Here is a 19,170-nt window from a genome sequence, read left to right on the forward strand (position 1 = left end):
GCCGAACGCGCCGAGGCGGCCGGCGCGCCGCGCGTGGCCGTCGTCGGGGGCGGCATCGCCGGGCTGACCGCGGCCACCGCGCTGGCCGAGCGCGGTGTACGGGTCACCCTGTACGAGCGCGAGGCCCAGCTCGGCGGACGGCTGGCCGGGTGGCCCACACGGCTGGCCGACGGTACGGCGGTGACGATGAGCCGTGGCTTCCACGCCTTCTTCCGGCAGTACTACAACCTGCGCGCCCTGCTGCGCCGCACCGACCCGGCCCTGTCCCGCCTGACCGGCCTGCCCGACTACCCCCTGCGCCATGCCGGCGGCCGGCAGGACAGCTTCCGGCGCGTGCCGCGCACACCGCCGCTGAGCGCGCTCGGGTTCGTGGCGCTGAGCGAGTCGTTCTCCCTGCGCGGCCTGGCCCGGATGAACCCACGGGCGGCGCTGCCGCTGCTGGACGTGCGGGTGCCCGAGGTGTACGACCGGTTCGACCACGTCAGCGCGTACGACTTCCTGGAGGCGGTCGGCTTCCCCACGGCGGCGCGGCACCTGGCCTTCGAGGTGTTCTCCCGCAGCTTCTTCGCCGATCCCCGGCAGCTGTCGGCCGCGGAGATGGCGCTGATGTTCCACATCTACTTCCTCGGCTCGGCCGAAGGCCTGCTGTTCGACGTCCCCCGGGAACCGTTTCCGCAGGCGCTGTGGGACCCGCTCGCCGAACGTCTGCGCCGGCTCGGCACGCGGGTGCGCACCGGCACCGCCGTGGAGGCGGTCGCGCTGCTGCCCGCGGGCGGCTTCACCGTGGCCGCCGCGAGCGGCGAGGAGCCGTACGACGCGGTGGTCCTCGCCCTCGACCCGGCGGCCCTGCGCTCACTGGTGGCCCGCTCCGGCACTCTCGGCGACACCGGGTGGCGGGAGCGCGTGGCGCGGCTGCGCACCGCCCTGCCCTTCCTGGTCTCCCGCCTGTGGCTGGACCGGCCCGTGCGCGCGGACCGGCCCGGCTTCCTCGGCACGAGCGGGTACGGCGCGCTGGACAACGTCAGTGTGCTCAGCGGCTGGGAGGGCGAGGCCGCCCGCTGGGCCGCCCGCACCGGCGGCTCGGTCGTGGAACTGCACGCCTACGCCCTGCCCGAGGACGCCGGCCGGACGACCACCGAGAAGGAGCTGCTCGGCGAACTGCACCGCCTCTATCCGGAGACGCGCCGGGCCGGGGTGGTCGACGCCCGCCACGAGTGGCGGGCCGACTGCCCCCTGTTCCCGGTCGGCGGGTACGCCGACCGGCCGACGGTGGGCACTCCCACGCCCGGCCTGGTCGTCGCGGGCGACATGGTCCGCACCGGCCTGCCGGTGGCGCTGATGGAACGGGCGGCCACCAGCGGCTTCCTCGCCGCCAACACCCTGCTGCCCCGCTGGGGGCTGCGGGGCCACGCCCTGTGGACGGTGCCCGTCCGGGGCCGCGGAGCCGCCCTGCGGTGGGCGGCGGCACGCGCCGGGGGCGGCGGGTGAGAACGGGGCGGTCGGTGAGGGCGGGCGGGCCGGTGAGAGTGGACCGGTCGGTGAGAGTGGGCCGGCCGGTCCGGAGGATCCCGCCCCGGGCCGGGCCGGGGCGGGATCGCGCGGTCAGCCGGCGTAGGTCTCGTACTCGGCGACCTTCGGGGTGCCGGTCGAGCCGGTGATCTCGAAGGTGATCTTCTTCAGCGAGGTCCGGGGGAAGCTGATGACGCCCGCTCCGCTGCCGGAGGTGAGGACGGCGCCGTTGTCGGCGTTGACGACCCTCCAGGACCGGATGGCGCCCTCGGACCCTGCCGCCTCCCGGATGTTGATCCTGGATACGGCGGTGGCGGAACCCCATTTGATCGAAATGGAACCGGTCGTGCCGGACGGCGACCAGAAGGTGCTCATGTTCCCGTCCCGCACGTTGCCGTAGCTCGTCCCGCTCGCCTTGCTGGAACCGTCGGAGTCGGCCCCCAGGCTCAGGTTGGTCCCGCCGGGCTGGGTCGGGGTGGGTGTCGGCGTGGGCGTCGGCGTGGGCGTGGGCGTCGGTGTCTGCGGCGAGCAGCTGCCGTCCGACACCCGCAGTCCCTTGTTGGCGCCCGCGGTCTGGCTCACGACGTTCGGCACGCAACTGGCCGCGTCGAGGCTGTAGGCGTACGGGATGCTGACGGTGGTGTTGGACTGCGGGTTGGGACCGGCGGGGTTGTTGTTGCTGCTGCGGCTGGACCAGGTCACGTTGTCGAAGGTGTTGCCGCTGACCTGCCAGTAACCGGCCGCGTCGGTGTAGAAGGTGCCCAGGACGTCCTTGGAGTCCTTGAAGTAGTTGTTGTCCACCTTGGCGCGGGCCCCGGCCCGGGAGTTGATGCCGGACTCGTTGAGCTTGACGTAGTAGTTGTTGTAGATGTGGGCGATGCCTCCGCGCAGCAGGGGCGCGCGGGAGTCGATGTTCTGGTACAGGTTGTGGTGGAACGTGACGAAGCCGTTCGAGAGGTCGCTCTCACTGGAGCCGATGAGGCCGCCACGGCCGGAGTTGCGCAGGATGCTGTAGGACAGGGTCACGTACTGGGTGTTGTTCTTCATGTCGAAGAGCCCGTCGAACCCTTCCGACTCCCCGCCCGACGCCTCCAGGGTGACGTGGTCGACCCAGACGTTGCGGACGTTGCTCTCCATGCCGATGGCGTCACCGCCGTTGGACGTGGGCGAGCCGGACTTCTTGACGTTCCGGACGGTCACGTTCTGGATGATGATGTTGCGGGCCTCGCGCAGGTGGATGCCGACCTGGTCGAAGACGGCTCCGTTGCCGACACCGACGATCGTCACGTTGCTGATCTGCTTGAGCTCGATCACACCGTCGGCGGTGTTGCAGCTGCCGCCCGACACCTTGCTGGTGTTGCCGTGGTTGATGGTCCCCTCGACCTGAATGGTGATCGGGGTGCTGCTGCTGGCCCGGCCGCACAGGGCCGCGTGGATCGCGGTCCCGGTGGTGGCGCGCACCGTCTGCCCGCCGGCGCCGCCGGTGGTCCCGCCGTTCTGGGTGGCGTAGCCGGTGGCGCCGGTGGCGGCCGCCGACGCCGGCGCCACCGACAGGGCCACACCGGTCCCGGCCGCCAGGGCCATCGTGGCCAGCGCCGCGTAAAGCCGCTGCCTGACAGGTCGTCTCATCGTCTTCTCCTCGTGGGGCTTCGCATTCCAGGTGTTGCCTGCCGCTGCGTACCGTGGTCGTGCCGACGTGCCGGAGTGCCGTCGGTGCTGCCGAAGCTGGAACGGGCTCGCACACGACGGAGAAAGCGCTTTCTGTCCGCAGAGGGTAAGGGGGCTTCCGTCGTACTGACAAGGCCCTTGCCGTTTACGGGAGTTGGGCTGTCGTCCCGCACGGGTGGGCGTACCTTCGTGCCGTACGCCGAAAGCCGGACAGCGAAAGTGGAAGGACCGACCGCGTGACCAGCCGTGTTACCCTCATCTCGCCGGCGACCACCCCCTCCCTGCGGCGGGCCCGTTTCGACGACGGCGACTCGCTCGACGCCGGCGGAGCGGCACGGGCCGGAGCCGCGGCCGGGCACCTGCCCACCACCGGACGCACCCTCGCCTCCCCCACCACACGCTGCCGGGAGACGGCCACGGCCCTCGGCCTCACCGCCTCGGAGGAAACGGAGCTCGCCGGCCTGGACGTGGGCCGGTGGCGGGGCCGGACGCTGGAGGAGGTCGGCATGGCCGAACCGGAAGCGATGGCCCGCTGGCTGGCCGATCCGAGCGCGGCCCCGCACGGCGGCGAATCGGTGCGCGACCTGCGTGAGCGGGTCGCACGGTGGCTGAAAACGTACGGCCACGCCGACGGCCGGACGATCGCCGTGGTCGAGCCGGAGGTGGTCCGGGCGGTGGCGGTGAACGTCCTGAACGCACCTGCAACCGCTTTCTGGCGTCTCGACGTCCCACCGCTCACGGCGACGGAGCTCACCGGCCGGTCCGGCCGCTGGAACCTGCGGCTCGGACGCCCCCTCGGGGACGTGCCAGGCCACCTCGTGATGCCCCGGGAAGGGTAAAGGGCCCCTCGGAAGGTTCCGAGGGGCCCTCCAGCTCTCTGAAGGCTGAAGGAATCAGCGCGCGGCCGTCACCGCCCGCCCCGACGGGGAGGGCGCGGGCCCCGGCGACAGCAGTCGCTGGGCCAGTTCGCCGAAGAACAGGCCGAAGGCCGCCCACTGGGTGACCTGGATGGCCAGGGCCGAGAGACGGAACCGCCACAACAGGGTGGCCGGGAAGTCCTTCGGCACCTCGTTGACGACCGGCAGGAAGGCGTACGCCGGCCCGATCACGACGGCGAAGGCGGCCACCGCGACCACCGTCGCGTACCAGGTGCCCAGCGTGGGCGCGAGCCGCTTGCCCAGGAGGGTGACGGCGATCGCGAGGAGCACGCTGAGCAGCATCATCAGGAAGTACAGGGCCGTTCGCCTGCCGATGGTGTCCCCTTCACCGACCGCCGGCGGATTGGCCGGGTACTTCAGGAACGGCACGACGTACACGGCCGGCAGCGCGCAGCCGGACAGCAGCAGCGCGGTCGCCCGCGGGGAGAAGCGGCCCACACGGCCCAGCGCGAAGCAGAAGGCGAGCGCGGCGATGCCGCCGAAGGCGACCCCGTGGAGCAGGACGCCGGTGGCCAGCCCGGCGGTGGACTGCAGGGAACGGGAGACGACTTCCACCTCGTGCTCGTGGGAGTGCCCATGGGCGCTCCCAGGGGAATGCGCCTCCTCCAGTCCGATCGCCTTGTCGACGTACGGCTCACCGAGGAAGTAGGCGACGACGAGGGCGAGCACACCGGCGGCCAGGCCGGCGAGCATGCCCCGCACCAGGAGGTTCCTTACCGTTGCGGAGTTCATGAGCGTACGGCGCCCCTCGCGTCAGTGGCAGGGGAAGCCGAGCAGGTGGCGGGCGTCGTGCACCCACTCGTGGACGCCCGTGCCGCTGAACACGGAGGTGGCGCCCTGCTCGGCGCCGACGAAGTACAGCAGGACCAGCATGAGAACGCCGAAGAAGACCGCCCAGGGAGCTATGGCCCCCAGCGGCAGCGTGGCGGGAACGGCGGGGGTGGCGGCTGTCGGCTGGGCGACGGTCTGCGCCATGGCAGAACCTCCTCCGGGAGTTCGCGTCCCATCTCGGTGGTGCACAGGACGACGGCCCCGGGTCTGACTCACAAGCCTTCCCTCTTACGGGAGTTGCTCGCTCACAGTGGCGCGACCGTGCCGGATTCCCACCGGCTTCCGTCATACCGTCGTCGATACCGGCTCGACGGTACCGCGCACCGCCCCCACGGCCAAGACCGCCCCCTCGGGGGCACCCACGATCCCCGACGAGTGCGACGCAGGGCCCACTTCGGGCACCTTGAGACGGACCCGACGTCACAACGGACGTGGCACGGACACGCCTGCCGGGCCTGCACCGGTGGGCTGATCCGTGTGCTCGCGGGGGTTCGGGGTCGGTGGGGCAGAGGGTCTTGGTGTGCGTCGCGCTTGGTCAAGAGGTGCGTGGGGCCACCAGGCCGGATTCGTAGGCGAGGATCACGAGTTGTGCCCGGTCACGGGCGTGGAGCTTGGCCATGGCCCGGTTGATGTGGGTTTTCGCGGTCAGCGGGCTGATCACCATGCGGTCGGCGATCTCGTCGTTGGACAGGCCCCGCGCGACCAGGACGACAGCCTCGCGTTCGCGGGTGGTCAGCTCCTCCAGCCCCGTGTCGGGGTCGGTGGGGAGCGGCTGGGTGACGTACCGGTTGATCAGCTTGCGGGTGATCGAGGGTGCCAGCAGGGCATCGCCACGAGCGGCGACGCGTACGGCGTGCAGGAAGTCTTCCGGCACGACGTCCTTGACCAGGAATCCGGCGGCGCCGGCGCGCAGCGCTTCGAAGACGTATTCGTCCAGGCCGTAGTTGGTCAGGATGACGACGTGCACCCCGGCCAGGGCCGGGTCCGCGGCGATGCGCCGGGTCGCCTCGATGCCGTCGAGGACCGGCATCCGGATGTCGACGAGCGCGACATCGGGCAGGTGCTCTTTGGCGAGTTCCAGCCCCTCGCTGCCGTCGGCGGCCTCGGCCACCACCTCGATGTCGTCCTCGAGATCGAGAAGGGCGCGGAATCCGCTGCGGATGAGCGGCTGGTCGTCGACCAGCAGGACACGGATCACGACGTCCGGTCCACGGGGAGCTCGGCCTGGACGGTGAAGCCGCCTTCTCCGCGTGGTTCGGCACGCAGCCGGCCGCCGAGGGCGGTGACGCGTTCGCGCATGCCGAGCAGTCCGAGGCCGGGTACCGGGGCGGTGGCCGGCGTCGCCTTGCCGTCGTCGTCGACGCGTATCGCGAGGGTGTCCGGACGGCAGTCGATCCGGACCGACGCCGTGGCCGCGTCCGCGTGCCGGGCGACGTTGGTGAGCGACTCCTGAACGATCCGGTAGACGGTCCGGTCCACCGCGGCCGGCACGTCGTGCCGCTGTCCCTCGATCGTCAGCGTCGCGTCCAGGCCGAACGTACGGGCCCGCTCCACCAGTTCCGGGACGTCGTCGAGCCCGCGCGGCGGGACCGTGTCGTCGTCGCGCAGCGCCTCCAGCGTCGCGCGCAGCTCCCGGCTCGCCTCGCGCCCGGCCTCCTGGATCGCCAGCAGGGAAGGCGGCACCTGTTCGCCCCGCCTGCGGGCCACGTGCACGGCGACCTCCGCCTGCACCTTGATGACCGAGATCTGGTGGGTGAGCGAGTCGTGCAGTTCCCGGGCGATACGGAGCCGTTCCTCGTCGGCGCGGCGCCGCGCGGTCTCCTCCCGGGTGCGCTCGGCCTCGTCCGCCCGCCGCTCGGCCTGCCGCAGCGCCTCTCCCGCGGCGCCGGCCGCGATCAGCCAGGCGATTTGGAGGGCGCCTCGGGCCTGCGCGAACGCCTCGCCCGTGTCGTGCAGTCCCGAGGCCAGGGCCGCGAGCGGGAGCAGGGCCAGCACGACCACGCTCGCCGCCACCGTGACGGTGCGGTGTCCCGCCCGTACGGCCGCGTACACCGCGAACAGGTAGGCGACGGCGGGCACGTCGAAACCGGCCGCCTGGTACCCCACCGCGCACAGCCCGGTGACGGCCAGGACGGCAACCGGAGCCCGGCGGCGTGCGCCCAGCGCCAGCCCGCCGATCGTCAGCAGCGCGTACCCGAGCAGGGCGAGGCCCGTGCCGGGACGCTGTCCGGACAGCCCTGTGACCAGGAGCGCCGCCGCCACGCCGACAGCGATGACCCAGTCTCCGAACCGGGCCCGGACACCGGACTCACCTGCACTCATGCGCGCACCCTAGCTGGCTGCCACCGCGGGCGAGTCCCCCTCGTGAACGAGCGGCCGACTACCGCACACGCAGTACCTTCGCGCCTCCTGCGGCACCCGTGGCAGCCGGATGCGGCACCGGCGGCAGTGCGAAGTGTCCGCGTCCGCCGGACGACCGTGGGTGGGGCCGGCGGGCATGCTCGGGTGACGCCCAGTCGCGGGAAGAGAAGGAGTACCTCGAATGTCCGTTCATCGCCTGCTTGCCGCCTCCGCGGCCGCCGTACTCGGAGGCATCGGGCTTGCCGCACCGGCGGCCGCGCATGTCTCGGCGCAGTCGGCCGCCGTCGACGCCTACAGCCTGACCACCGGGCGACTGGTGGGCACCACGGCCGCGCTCGTGGCGCTGGCCGGCGTGGTCATCGGCGGGCTGGCTCTGGCCCGCCCCGCCGGCCCTACCGGCACCGGCACCGGCACCGGCACCGGCACCGGCACCGGCACCGGCAACAGGCGAAGCAGGGCCATCGCGGCCATGGTCGCGGGGCTGGTCGGTCTGGTCATCGGCGCGCTGAACCTGACCGTCGCCGACGGTGGTCCCGGCACCGGCAACGGAGTGGTCGGTGGCGCCTCGGCCCTGGTACTGGGGCTGATCGCCGCAGTCTGCGGCTGGCTGGCCCTGGCCCGCTCCCGCCGCACCGGCTGACTCCCGGACCAAGGACTGCACGACGGCCCGTCCCGCTCCCACGACCAGGACCCGCAACGTGGTCGGGCCGCACGTCGTCTCCGTGCACGAGGTGATCGACCCGCAGGTCGACCGGGTACGGGAGATGGCCGACGACGTGGCGGAGCGCATCGCCGCCCTGGGCGGGGTCGCACAGGGCACGCCGGGCACGCTGGTCGCCGAGCGCACCTGGGACGACCACTCCATCGGCCGGGCCGACGCCATCACGCACCTCGGCGCGCTCGACCTAGTCCACACCGGTGCGATCGAGAGCGTCCGGGCCGCGATCAAGGAGGCGGGCGAGATCGACACCGCCACCGAGGACCTCCTCATCGAGCAGTTGCGCGACCTGGAGCAGTTCCAGTGGTTCGTGCGGGCGCACCTGGAGAGCGCGGGCGGCACGCTCGCCACCGGCGGCGCCCGTTCCGAGGAGGAGGCAGCCGCCCGGGGAGCCGAGCTCGGCTGACCCGGTCCACCGGGCCCGGCCGTCAACCGGCTCCGCCGGCACTTGGGCGCCGCTGCCCGCGAGGGCGGCGGCGCGCGGCCGGTCACCGGTTGCGGCGGGCGATCTCGGCACTGAGCACGGTGGCGAAGGCGCACCACGCGGCGTACGGGACCAGGACAACCGCGGCCTTGCGGTCGCAGCGGGCCGTGCGCCGGACGAGGTCGGCGTTGCTCGCGTCCAGGAGCAGGGCACCCAGGGCTCCGGCCAGGGGACTGCGCAGGCGGAAGAACAGCCAGGTCCAGCCACCGTTGAGGGCCAGGTTCACGCCGAGCGAGACAGCCAGGCCGCGCCGGTGGACCGGCTCGCACGTCTCAAGGGCCCGGCCCGCCGCCCACGCGATCGACGCGTACAGGGGTGTCCACACGGCGGGGAACGTCTTGGCCGGCGGCTGCCACGTCGGGGTGTCCAGCGAGCGGTACCACTCCTGGGGCGGTCCGCCGGCCAGTGCCCCGGTCACCGCGCAGGCCGCGACGGCCGCGGCGCTGGCGGCGTACGACGTCCGTCGGCGGCGTCGACGCGGGCGTGGCCTCGGCCGGAAGACCGTCGGCCGGGGCCACGGCCGGTGGGACCCCATGCTCACCACCGGTACCAGCGCCCCTTGCGTCCACCGCTTCCGGCAGGCCGCACGACGAAGCCGGGGAGCCGGAGCGGCAGCACGAGCAGCAAAGGAGTCATCCTCGTCCACCTCCGCTCCCCCGTGTGCCCCGTGTCCGGACGCCCACGCACCACTGTCGCCGTGCGGTGGCGTGGCGTTCCTGGGACCGCTCTCCTGACCGGGGGAACACCTCACGCCCGTGCGCGGCTCAAGCAGCTTCGAGCCGGCGGTGCGGAGTCCGTGTCCTACGCCCTGCGCGAGGGGGCGTCGTGAAACGGAAGCCCTCGGGTAGTTCACCGGCCACTGGAGACCCCGTGGTACTGAAGGTCCTGCACGGTGACCGAGCGTCGCGCCGGACGGCGGGTCGTGACGGCGGCGACGGTGTCCCCCGCGCGGCGGACCACGGCCTCGGTTCGGCCGGGGCTCAGGGGCAGGTTCCGGGCGTGCGCGCCGACGGGAGCGCGGTAGGTGTGGGACACGGCGCCCACGCGCGCGGAGACCGTGGCGGGCGCGGTCAGGAAGGTGAGCAGTTCCACCTGGTCGCGCGGGGGTGCGGTGCCCGGACGCGGGCGCATCGGCCGGGGCGGGAGCGAGGCACTGCCGGCGTCCGTGAACTGGACGCGGGAGGTGACGTACACGGTGTCGCGGACGATCTGCGGCCAGGCTCCGGTCTTGAAGCGGGTGAGGTAGTACGAGGAGATGTCCAGGTACGTGTGGCCGTTGTGCAGTGAGGGGGCGAACTGGGTGCTTTCCGAGTAGTCGTTCCAGGTGGTGAGCTGCACCCAGTCCGCACCGTCGGAGATCGCGTGGTTCCAGGTCGACCGCAGGGTGGCGGTGTTGCCCGCCTCGTCGTAGATGCCCTGGTTGGGCCGGGCGTCCTGCACGGACACGGCCTGCATCCACTTCTTTCCCAGGGAGTGGGCGAGCTGGATGTCGCCGGGGATGTTCTTCTGGCGGGTGTAGCTGCGGTTGCCCCAGGACGAGAAGGCGTGGCTGATCGGCGCGAACCTCTCGGCGTTGGCGCGGAAGTCCAGGAAGACCGGGACGAGCGCGGTGCCGATGCCGTGGTCGCGCAGCCGTGCGATGACCTGGCCCCACCAGGCGGGGTCCTGGGCCTCGGCCTTGAACGGGGAGACCACGAGGCGTCCGTCGGCCAGCCGGTACGCGGACGGGGACGCGGCGAGCCGGGCCAGTTGGTCGGCGAGGGTGCGCGGGTCGGTGTGCAGGGAGGTCATGTCCGGCATCAGCACGATCCGGAAGCCCGGGTCGACGCGGTGCGCCGCGCGCAGCAGCGTGTCGACGCGCTGACGGTTGGTGCCGGTCAGGGAGAGGATGTCGACGGTGAATCCGTCGAGCCCGGCGTCCCGGGCGGTCCTCACCTCTCTTTCCAGGTTGGCGAGTTGCCAGTCGCCGCTGGACGGCGGCACGGGCAGGGGCCGGTCCCGCAGCAGTCCGCCGTAGGCCGCGTGCTTGCCCTGCTCGCCTTGCGGCGTGAGGTAGTTGCGGGCGTAGTAGTCGTGCTCGGCGGGCTGGTTGTCGAGGGAGAGCGGATACGGGGGGAAGTAGTGCGCGAAGACCAGGTGCGGGCTGTCGCGCAGCACATCGGTGCTCGGCAGGTCGAAGGGAAGCGCAGCGGTGCTCGTCCGCTCGGTACGGGGCGCGGCGTCCTCCCGGTCGCGGGCCAGCCCGGTGCCGGCGATCAGTGCGATCAGCAGCAGGCCGAACAGGGCACCGAGCGCGGTGCGCCGCCGGCGGCCCGACGGCCTCCGGTGCCGGTGCGTCGGACGAGCGGGGTGATCCGTCATGGGTGTCCTCCGCGGATGCCGGTGGGCCGCCGGTGGGACGCCGGTGGGCCGCCGCTGCGAACTCTATTGCACGTGCGGCCCGTTGTCCGGTGAACCGCCATCACACGGACATCTCCGGCGATCACCGCCGTCCCGTCAGGGAGCCGTGGCGCCGAGCAGGTCGGCGTCGTGCGACTGCAGGTAGAGGTCGAGGGCGTCCTCGCGCATGGCCCGCCACAGTTCGGCACCTGCGCCGTGATCCAGGAGGACCACGGACTGACCGGAGATCGTGTCGGTCCCCTTGACGGGAGCGTTCATGAACACCATGTTCCCCGGGCGGACTTTCTTGTTGTCCCACAGCAGGGCACGCAGGTCGCCGTCGCCGAGCCGGTCGTCGACACTCACGGCGGCGGTGAGGTCGTCCAGCACCTCGGCGGCCTTGGCGGGGTTGGAGAAGGTCGAAGGACGCATGACCTTCGCCAGCAGCGTCCGCAGGAAGTACTGCTGACGGTGCGTGCGGTCGAAGTCGCCGCGGGGGAGGTGATGACGCTCACGCACGTAGGCCAGGGCCTGCGTGCCGTCCATGTGGCGGCTGACGCCGTCCACGACGAGGTCCACTCCGCCGACGGAGTCGGTGAGTTTCTTGAAGCCCTCCCAGTCGATGACGGCGAGATGGTCGACGCGCACCTTGGTCAGCCGCTGCACGGTGTCGATGAGCAGCGGCGGTCCGCCCCAGGAGAAGGCGGCGTTGAGCTTGGCCCTGCCGTGTCCGGGGATGTCCACCCACGCGTCACGGGGCAGCGAGACGACGTACGCGCCGGAGTGGTCGGCCGGGAGGTGGACCAGCATCATCGTGTCACTGCGCTGGGCTCCGTACCTCCACTGGGGGGCCTTGGCGTCACGGCCCGTGGTCGGCAGCGCGGAGCGGCTGTCGACGCCGACGAGGAGGAAGGTCTGCCCGCCGTCGGAGGGCGCCGGCTGCGCCGCCGCGGGGACCTTCGTCGGGAAGACACCGGAGATCCGGTCGACCTTCCCGGTGTAGTGGTCGACGGCCCACCAGGCGACCCCGCCCACCATGAGCAGGCCCACGGTGAGCAGTACGAGCGCCCCGAGGAGCACCCGGCGCGCGCGGCTCCCGCGGCGCCGGGGCTTTACCTGTGAGGTTCCGGAGGCGTCAACTTCCTTTTGTGAAGCCCCGGTCGAGGAATCGTGGGCGTCGGAAACCGGGCCGGATGCCGTCGAACCGGCTCTTTCCGCCCCTTCCTCCCGGTCCGCCGCTTCGGCTTCTGCCGCGCTCTTGTCCCCCACCACGCACCCCCACATCGACGCGGTACGGCCCCTTCCGCACCGGGCGCCCACTGTAGCCAGCACGTTCGACGTTCGTACGGCTTTCCGTCGGGCCATTGCCCCGCGGGCATCAACCGGCGTGCGCGGTAAGGGATTTCATACGACACGGCACTTCTCAGTTACGTTCACACAAACGCTCCCGTCGTGCACAAGTTTGCCGTACTGTTCACCACCGTGCCGCATGTTCGACGAATGGATGTTCGCGACATCCGGCGCCTCGTGCCGCAGAACGTGCCTGGGGGGGTACATGTGGGATGTACAGGCCGCTGAGTCCGACAGATCACGCAAGACGCGCCCACGGGCGCGCTCCTCACTGTGGATGGGACGCAAGTCCCGCTGGTACTTACCCACGTCGCTGATCACCGACCTCGTCGGCGCCGGGGTGCCGGTGGCGCTGGTGCTCTCGGCCACGCACCGGCCGTGGGCGGTGCCGAGCGGCATCGTCGCGGGGCTCGCCTGGGCGGGGGTCCAGCTGTTCCGCTCGCGCTACGCGGCCCGGGCCATCGGCGAGAGCCGGGGCACGCTGCCGGTGCTCCACGACTGGCTCATCCTGCTGGGGGTGCTCGCGGTGGCGCACGCCGCGACGGGGGTGCGGCTGCGCGCGCCGCTGTGCCTGGCCGCGCTGCTGCCCGCCCTGCTGCTGACCCTGGTGTGCCGCAAGGCGGTGTACTGGCATCTCGCGGCGGTGCGCCGCGGGGCGCAGGCGGTGATCAAGGTACTGGTGGTGGGCGAGCCCACCGCGGCGGACGCCGTCGCCTCGCACCTCGCCGCGCGCACCGACCACCCGTACGTCACGGTGGGCGCCGTCCCCGTGGGACCGGGCCCGCTCGCCTCGGGAATCCGGACCGGGAAACGGCTCGCCGCCGCCGTGCCGGAGTCCCCCGCCGAGGATGCCGGCCTCGTCATCGGCGCGGTGCACCGGCTCGACGCCGATCTGGTGCTGGTCGTCCCGGGTGCCGCGTTCTCCGGGGAGCGGCTGCGCCACCTCTCCTGGGGCCTGCACGACGCCGGCATCGAGCTGTTCGTCGCGCCCGGCCTGGTGGAGGTGTCCGTCAAGCGCCTGGAGACCGGATCCGCCGGCGGGATGTCGCTGCTGCGCGTGGCCCCGCCGGTGCGGGAGGGCGTGCAGCCCCTGCTCAAGGAGGCCCTGGACCGCAGCGCCGCCCTGCTGGGCCTGCTCGTGCTGGCACCGGTGCTGCTGGTGGTCGCGGCCGCGGTGAAACTGTCCTCGCCGGGGCCGGTGCTCTATCTCCACGAGCGCATCGGCCGGGCCGGGCGCCCCTTCGTCATGTGGAAGTTCCGCACCATGCGGGTGGGTGCCGACCGCCAGAAGACCGCGCTGGCCCAGCAGAACGAGCACGACGGCCCGATGTTCAAGATGCGCCGCGACCCCCGGGTCACCCGGGTCGGCCACTGGCTGCGCCGCACGTCGCTCGACGAACTGCCGCAGCTGGTCAACGTCCTCAAGGGTGACATGTCCCTGGTAGGTCCGCGGCCGCCACTCGCCGAGGAGGTGGCGCACTACACGCCCGTCGAGCGGCGGCGGCTGACCGTGCGGCCGGGGATGACCGGGCTGTGGCAGATCAGCGGACGCTCCGACCTGTCCTGGGACGAGACCGTCCGGCTCGATCTCGCTTACGTCGACAACTGGTCGTTCACCAGTGACGTGGACGTCATGGCCCGCACGCTCCGCGCCGTCCTCGACGGCCGCGGAGCGTACTGAGGGGGCCGCCCGTGGCCGCACAGTGCCCCGGCGCGTGCTGCGCGCCGCCGGGGCCGGTGCACGAGCGGGGCGTGTCAGCCGTCGAGGCCGCCGCGCCAGTGGGCGTAGGTGGCGGCGATGCCGTCGCGCAGCGGGATCTCCGGCTTCCAGCCGAGCCCGGCGATGCGGGAGATGTCGAGCAGCTTGCGCGGGGTGCCGTCGGGCCGGGTCGTGTCCCAGGAGATCCGGCCGGTGAAACCGGTGACCTCGGCGACCGTCGCGGCCAGCTCGCGGATGGTGAGGTCGCTGCCGCAGCCGACGTTGACCGGCTCGTCCCCGTCGTAGGAGCGCAGCAGCACGGCGCAGGCGGTGGCGAGATCGTCCACGTGCAGGAACTCCCGGCGCGGGGTGCCGCTGCCCCACAGGACGACCTCCTCGCGCCCCTCGGCCGCGGCCTCGTGGAAGCGGCGGATCAGGGCGGGCAGGACGTGCGACGTCTCCAGGTCGAAGTTGTCGCCGGGCCCGTAGAGGTTGGTCGGCATGGCGCTGATGTACGACGCGCCGTACTGGCGCCGGTAGGACTGCACCTGGACGATGCCCGCGATCTTCGCGAGGGCGTAGGCCTCGTTGGTGGGCTCCAGGGGCCCGGTCAGCAGGGCGTCCTCGGTGATCGGCTGGGGAGCGTGCTTGGGGTAGATGCACGACGACCCCAGGAAGAGCAGGCGGCCCACACCGGCGGCGTGGGCCCCGGCCATCACGCTGAGCTGGATCTGGAGGTTCTCCTCCAGGAACTGCACCGGCTGAGTGCTGTTGGCCATGATTCCGCCGACCTTCGCGGCGGCGAGCACCACCGCGTCGGGGCGCAGGGCGGACAGTTCGGCCGCGGTGCGCGCGGCGTCCCGCAGATCCAGTTCGGCGCGGGTGCGGGTGAGCACCTCGTGCCCGTCGGCGGCGAGCCGGCGAGCCACGGCGGAGCCCACCAGGCCACGGTGGCCGGCGACGAAGACACGGGCACGTTCGGGCAGCAGCGATGCGGTCATGGGCCGGATCATGCCAGGAGCCGCGTGCTCCGTACGCCCGCATCCTCAACCCCGATGAAATTTCCTGTTGTTCACGACATGCGACCCGCGCACGGCGGGCGCAGGGACCGGATCCGTCCCCGGGACGCATCCGGCAGGGAGGGGAACACCGCATGACCAAGACCGCGCTGATCACCGGCGTGACCGGGCAGGACGGCTCGTACCTGGCGGAGCTGCTGCTGTCGAAGGGATACCGGGTGCACGGCCTGGTGCGGCGGTCGTCCAGCTTCAACACCGAGCGGATCGACCACATCTACCAGGGCCCCCAGGAGGCCGAGCGCCGCTTCGTGCTGCACCACGCCGACCTCTCCGACGGGGTGGCGCTGGTGAACCTGCTGCGCGACATACGACCGGACGAGGTGTACAACCTGGGCGCCCAGTCCCATGTGCGGGTCTCCTTCGACGCACCGCTCTACACCGGCGACGTGACCGGCCTGAGCACGCTGCGGCTGCTGGAGGCCGTCCGGGCGAGCGGGGTGGAGACCCGCCTCTACCAGGCCTCGTCCTCGGAGATGTTCGGTTCCACACCGCCTCCACAGAACGAGGACACCCCCTTCCACCCGCGCAGCCCGTACGGCGCCGCGAAGGTCTTCGCGTACTGGACCACCGTCAACTACCGTGAGGCGTACGGGATGTTCGCGGTCAACGGCATCCTGTTCAACCACGAGTCCCCGCGCCGCGGCGAGACCTTCGTGACCCGCAAGATCACCCGCGCCGTCGCCCGGATCAAGGCCGGACTCCAGGACCGTCTCCACCTCGGCAACCTGGACGCGGTCCGCGACTGGGGGTACGCGCCCGAGTACGTCGAGGCGATGTGGCGGATGCTCCAGCACGACGAGCCGACGGACTACGTGGTCGCCACCGGAGTCCCGGCCACCGTACGGCAGTTCGTGGAAACCTCCTTCGCCCACGTCGACCTCGACTGGAACGAGTACGTGCGTTACGACCCCAAGTACGAGCGTCCCAGCGAGGTCGACGCACTGATCGGTGACGCGTCCAAGGCGCGCGAGACGCTGGGCTGGCGACCCACCGTCCTGGTGGAGGAGCTCGCGCGGATCATGGTCGACGCCGATGTGCGGCAGGTGGAGGACCAGCTCGCGGGCGCCGCGGTGCGCATCGACCGCTGATGCCGGCGTCTGCGGGACAGCGGCCGCGCGTACCGGGTGCGGACATCCGGGACACGCGGGATCACCGTGAATTCGTCGAAATTTCCTACAAGATGAGCCAAGTGCGTTCCATGGCGTGTCATGCACTCGTATGGTTCGCGAGCAAACATGTTCATGCGGCCCGCCCGGATCCGGGGAACACCGGCGGGCTCGTCGAGGCAGAGGGCCCGCGACCGGGCCCGGAAGCCGGGGGGTACATGCAGAGATCCAGGCGGCTCAGCGCCGCCCTCGTCCTGTCCACCGTGGCGGGCCTGGGCCTGGTGGCCCTGCCCCAGCCGGCCGCCGCGCTGACCCCGCCCGTCGCCTTCACCGCCGACGACCTGCCGACCTGGCAGACCAACGGCATCGTGTGGGCCCTGGCGGAAGCGGGCGGCACGGTCTTCGCGGGCGGCACCTTCTCGCAGGTGCGCCCGCCCGAGGGAGGGAGCGGCACCGCGCGGAGCGCGGTGAACTTCGTCGCGCTGGACGCGGCGACCGGCGACCCCACGTCCTGCCGGCTGTCCTTCACCGTCGGCAGCGGCACCGCGACCGTGCGGGCGCTCGCCGTCTCGCCGGACAAGAAGACGCTGTACGCCGGCGGCTACTTCGGCGCGGTCAACGGCACGCAGGTCAGCAGTCTCGCCGCCATCGACATCGCCACCTGCACGCCCAGGGCGAACTTCCGCCCCAGTGTCTCCGCCACCGTGCGGGCGCTCGCGGTCACCGACGACACCGTGTACCTGGGCGGCGACTTCTCCACCGTCGGCGGCAGCGCGCACGCGCGGTACGCGGCGGTGGACGCCGCCAGCGGCGCGGTCAAGCCGTTCCGGGCCGACGTCGACGAGCCCGGCCGGGCCGTCGCGGTCACCCCGGACGGCAGGAACGTGATCCTCGGCGGTGACTTCTTCACCGTCAACGGCGCGAACTCGCACGCCCTGGCCGTCGTCGACGCCGTCACGGGCGCCAACGTCCGCACCTATCCGGGGTTCATCGAGACCAACTCGGTGGTCAAGGGGCTCGACACCGACGCCACCGGCTTCTACACCGCCAACGAGGGCACCGGCGGCGGCGTCTTCGACGGCCGCATCGCGCTCGACCTGTCGACGCTGAACCAGCGCTGGCGCGACACCTGCCTGGGCGCCACCCAGGCCGTCAAGTCGTACCAGGACGTGCTCTACAGCGCCTCGCACGCGCACGACTGCTCCAGCGTCGGGGAGTTCCCCGACGGACGCCGCTATCACCTGCTCGCGCAGCCGACGAGCGCCGTCGGCAAGCTGGGCTGGTTCCCGGACACCAACGACGGTCTGGGCGAGGGCATCGGCCCGCGCGCCATGGTGGTCTCCGAGACCTCCGACAACAAGTACATGTGGGTCGGCGGCGAGTTCACCACCGTCAACGGCTCGGCGGCCCAGGGCCTGACGCACTTCGCGGCCTCCCCCGACGTCGGCGCGCCGACGGTGCCGTCGGTCGGCGCCGAGTCCGTCAGGCCGACCGAGGCCCGTGTCCGCTGGCGCGCCAGTCTCGACACGGACGACAGCAGACTGACGTACAAGGTCTACCGCAACGGCGGTTCCACGCCCGTGTACACCGTCGACGGCGATTCCGTGCCGTGGTCGCGCCCGCAGCTGTCGTTCACCGACGAGAACGTCACCGCCGGCTCCACCTACAGCTACCGGGTGACGGCCACCGACGGCGCGGGCAACACCTCCGCGCTGTCCGCCACGGCCACCGTGACGGTGCCGACCTCCGCCCAGAAGTACGCGGCGAAGGTGCTCGACGACGGCGCGGACCTGTACTGGCGCTACGACGAGTCCGTCACCCCGTTCGTCGGCGACACCTCACCCGGCGACCAGAACGGCATCCACGTGGGCGGGCCCTCGCTGCGCCAGACCCCGGCCGCCGTGACCGGTCCGTCCACCGCCATCGGCTTCAACGGCAGCGACCAGATCGTCCACAGCGACAGGCGCACCACGGTGCCGGGCCAGTACTCGATCGAGACCTGGTTCAGGACGACCACCGGCCGGGGCGGCAAGCTCGTCGGGTTCGGCAACAACACCACACGGGCCAGCGGAAACTACGACAAGCACATCTACATGCGCAACGACGGCCGGCTGGTCTTCGGCGTGTGGACGGGCAGCGCCCGCACCATCACCTCGCCCGCCGGCTACAACGACGGCGCCTGGCACCACGTCGTCGCCACCCAGGGCGCCTCCGGGATGGCTCTGTACGTGGACGGCACCCGGGTCGGCACGCTCGCCGAGACGGGCAGCCAGAACTACAGCGGTTACTGGCGCGTCGGCGGCGACAACCTCAACGGCTGGCCGAACCAGCCCTCCAGCAGCTACTTCGCCGGGCAGATCGACGAGACCGCGATCTACCCGTCGGTGCTGAGCGCGGCCCAGGTACAGAGCCACCACACCCTGGCCTCGGCTCCGGCCGACAGCGTGCAGACCGTCCGGGCGTCGGACGACACCTACGTCAACGCCGGTGCCGCCGGCACCAACTACGGCACCTCCACCTCGCTGGCGGTGCGCGGCAGCGCGGCGTACGAGACGTATCTGCGCTTCGATCTGCCCTCGGCCCCGGCCGGGACGGTGCTCAAGAGCGCGCGGCTGGCGGTGAAGACCACCACGCTGGACAGCGCGGGCAGCACGGACGACATCTCCGTGCGGCCGGTCACCGGAAGCTGGACGGAGACGGGGACCACCTACACCTCCAGGCCCGCCGTGTCCTCGACCGTGGTCGGCACCCTGAGTGGGGCCACCGACGTCTCGGCGGTCTACTCGGCGGCGCTGGACACCGCGGCGCTCACCCCGGCTCTGGGCGGCGCCTACGACCTGGCGCTCACGAGCACCGGGACGGACGCCCTGTGGCTGTGGTCCAGTGAGGCGTCGGCCGCGGAGAACACCCCGCAGCTGGTGCTGACCTTCGGGGCGCCGTAGCCCTCACCGCATCCGACGCGTGCGGGGCACCGGACCACGGACCGGCGCCCCGCACGCCCCGCCCGGGCCCGCACCTCCGTGCGGGCCCGCCTCCGTACCCAGGCCC

15 protein-coding genes, 1 pseudogene and 1 riboswitch are annotated in these 19,170 nt (G+C 72.1%); of the genes and pseudogenes, 7 read left to right on the forward strand and 9 right to left on the reverse strand.

Annotation, left to right across the window (positions count from 1 at the left end; all coding sequences use genetic code 11):
* The first annotated feature begins 33 nt into the window (after positions 1 to 33).
* A complete protein-coding gene (locus DEP02_RS03975; protein WP_112466000.1) occupies positions 34 to 1,488 on the forward strand; it encodes an FAD-dependent oxidoreductase in 1,455 nt (484 codons plus the stop codon).
* 114 nt (positions 1,489 to 1,602) lie between these two features.
* Here the strand turns inward: DEP02_RS03975 and DEP02_RS03980 are convergent, their stop codons facing one another.
* The gene (locus tag DEP02_RS03980) at positions 1,603 to 3,138 is read right to left on the reverse strand and encodes a pectate lyase family protein (protein WP_112465923.1); all 1,536 of its coding nucleotides are present in this window, start codon (positions 3,136 to 3,138) and stop codon (positions 1,603 to 1,605) included.
* Positions 3,139 to 3,413: 275 nt separating this feature from the next.
* Here DEP02_RS03980 and DEP02_RS03985 point away from each other — a divergent pair, with 275 nt between their 5' ends.
* Entirely contained in the window at positions 3,414 to 4,016 is a 603-nt protein-coding gene (locus DEP02_RS03985) for a histidine phosphatase family protein (RefSeq protein WP_112465924.1), read from the forward strand.
* 54 nt (positions 4,017 to 4,070) lie between these two features.
* Here the strand turns inward: DEP02_RS03985 and DEP02_RS03990 are convergent, their stop codons facing one another.
* The 4 genes from DEP02_RS03990 to DEP02_RS04005 form a co-directional block, all read right to left on the reverse strand.
* Positions 4,071 to 4,847, reverse strand: coding sequence for a CbtA family protein (locus DEP02_RS03990; protein WP_112465925.1), 777 nt, complete (start codon positions 4,845 to 4,847; stop codon positions 4,071 to 4,073).
* Between the two features lie 21 nt (positions 4,848 to 4,868).
* A complete protein-coding gene (locus DEP02_RS03995) occupies positions 4,869 to 5,090 on the reverse strand; it encodes a CbtB domain-containing protein (RefSeq protein ID WP_112465926.1) in 222 nt (73 codons plus the stop codon).
* A 36-nt stretch (positions 5,091 to 5,126) separates the two neighbouring features.
* Positions 5,127 to 5,281: riboswitch (cobalamin riboswitch) on the reverse strand.
* Between the two features lie 200 nt (positions 5,282 to 5,481).
* Positions 5,482 to 6,144 carry a response regulator gene (locus tag DEP02_RS04000; protein ID WP_112465927.1) on the reverse strand — a complete coding sequence of 221 codons (663 nt, stop codon included), beginning with the start codon at positions 6,142 to 6,144 and terminating at the stop codon, positions 5,482 to 5,484.
* On the reverse strand, positions 6,141 to 7,268 hold the full coding sequence (locus DEP02_RS04005) for a sensor histidine kinase (protein WP_112465928.1): 1,128 nt from the start codon (positions 7,266 to 7,268) through the stop codon (positions 6,141 to 6,143). Before DEP02_RS04005 ends, DEP02_RS04000 begins: the two co-directional genes overlap by 4 nt.
* 220 nt (positions 7,269 to 7,488) lie before the next feature.
* Here DEP02_RS04005 and DEP02_RS04010 point away from each other — a divergent pair, with 220 nt between their 5' ends.
* Both DEP02_RS04010 and DEP02_RS04015 read left to right on the forward strand, forming a co-directional pair.
* Entirely contained in the window at positions 7,489 to 7,947 is a 459-nt protein-coding gene (locus DEP02_RS04010) for a DUF6223 family protein (protein WP_112465929.1), read from the forward strand.
* A 55-nt stretch (positions 7,948 to 8,002) separates the two neighbouring features.
* Positions 8,003 to 8,431: pseudogene (locus tag DEP02_RS04015) on the forward strand (Dps family protein); the annotation flags it as partial.
* Positions 8,432 to 8,513: 82 nt separating this feature from the next.
* Here the strand turns inward: DEP02_RS04015 and DEP02_RS04020 are convergent.
* The 3 genes from DEP02_RS04020 to DEP02_RS04030 form a co-directional block, all read right to left on the reverse strand.
* A complete protein-coding gene (locus DEP02_RS04020; RefSeq protein WP_112465931.1) occupies positions 8,514 to 9,044 on the reverse strand; it encodes a TspO/MBR family protein in 531 nt (176 codons plus the stop codon).
* A 314-nt stretch (positions 9,045 to 9,358) separates the two neighbouring features.
* Entirely contained in the window at positions 9,359 to 10,870 is a 1,512-nt protein-coding gene (locus DEP02_RS04025) for a glycoside hydrolase family 71 protein (RefSeq protein WP_112465932.1), read from the reverse strand.
* Between the two features lie 135 nt (positions 10,871 to 11,005).
* A complete protein-coding gene (locus tag DEP02_RS04030) occupies positions 11,006 to 11,968 on the reverse strand; it encodes an LCP family protein (RefSeq protein ID WP_232838950.1) in 963 nt (320 codons plus the stop codon).
* 547 nt (positions 11,969 to 12,515) lie between these two features.
* On the opposite strand from DEP02_RS04030, the gene DEP02_RS04035 reads away from it, so the two are divergent.
* A complete protein-coding gene (locus tag DEP02_RS04035; protein ID WP_112465934.1) occupies positions 12,516 to 13,919 on the forward strand; it encodes an exopolysaccharide biosynthesis polyprenyl glycosylphosphotransferase in 1,404 nt (467 codons plus the stop codon).
* A 74-nt stretch (positions 13,920 to 13,993) separates the two neighbouring features.
* On the opposite strand, the gene DEP02_RS04040 is transcribed toward DEP02_RS04035, so the two are convergent.
* A complete protein-coding gene (locus tag DEP02_RS04040) occupies positions 13,994 to 14,938 on the reverse strand; it encodes a GDP-L-fucose synthase family protein (protein ID WP_112466001.1) in 945 nt (314 codons plus the stop codon).
* Positions 14,939 to 15,090: 152 nt separating this feature from the next.
* Here DEP02_RS04040 and gmd point away from each other — a divergent pair, with 152 nt between their 5' ends.
* Together gmd and DEP02_RS04050 are read left to right on the forward strand one after the other, a co-directional pair.
* The gene (gene gmd, locus DEP02_RS04045; protein WP_112465935.1) at positions 15,091 to 16,104 is read left to right on the forward strand and encodes a GDP-mannose 4,6-dehydratase; all 1,014 of its coding nucleotides are present in this window, start codon (positions 15,091 to 15,093) and stop codon (positions 16,102 to 16,104) included.
* Between the two features lie 236 nt (positions 16,105 to 16,340).
* The gene (locus tag DEP02_RS04050) at positions 16,341 to 19,064 is read left to right on the forward strand and encodes a CBM96 family carbohydrate-binding protein (protein WP_112465936.1); all 2,724 of its coding nucleotides are present in this window, start codon (positions 16,341 to 16,343) and stop codon (positions 19,062 to 19,064) included.
* Positions 19,065 to 19,170: the final 106 nt, after the last annotated feature.

Source organism: Streptomyces triticisoli (assembly GCF_003270085.1).
GTDB classification, from domain to species: Bacteria; Actinomycetota; Actinomycetes; order Streptomycetales; family Streptomycetaceae; genus Streptomyces; species Streptomyces triticisoli.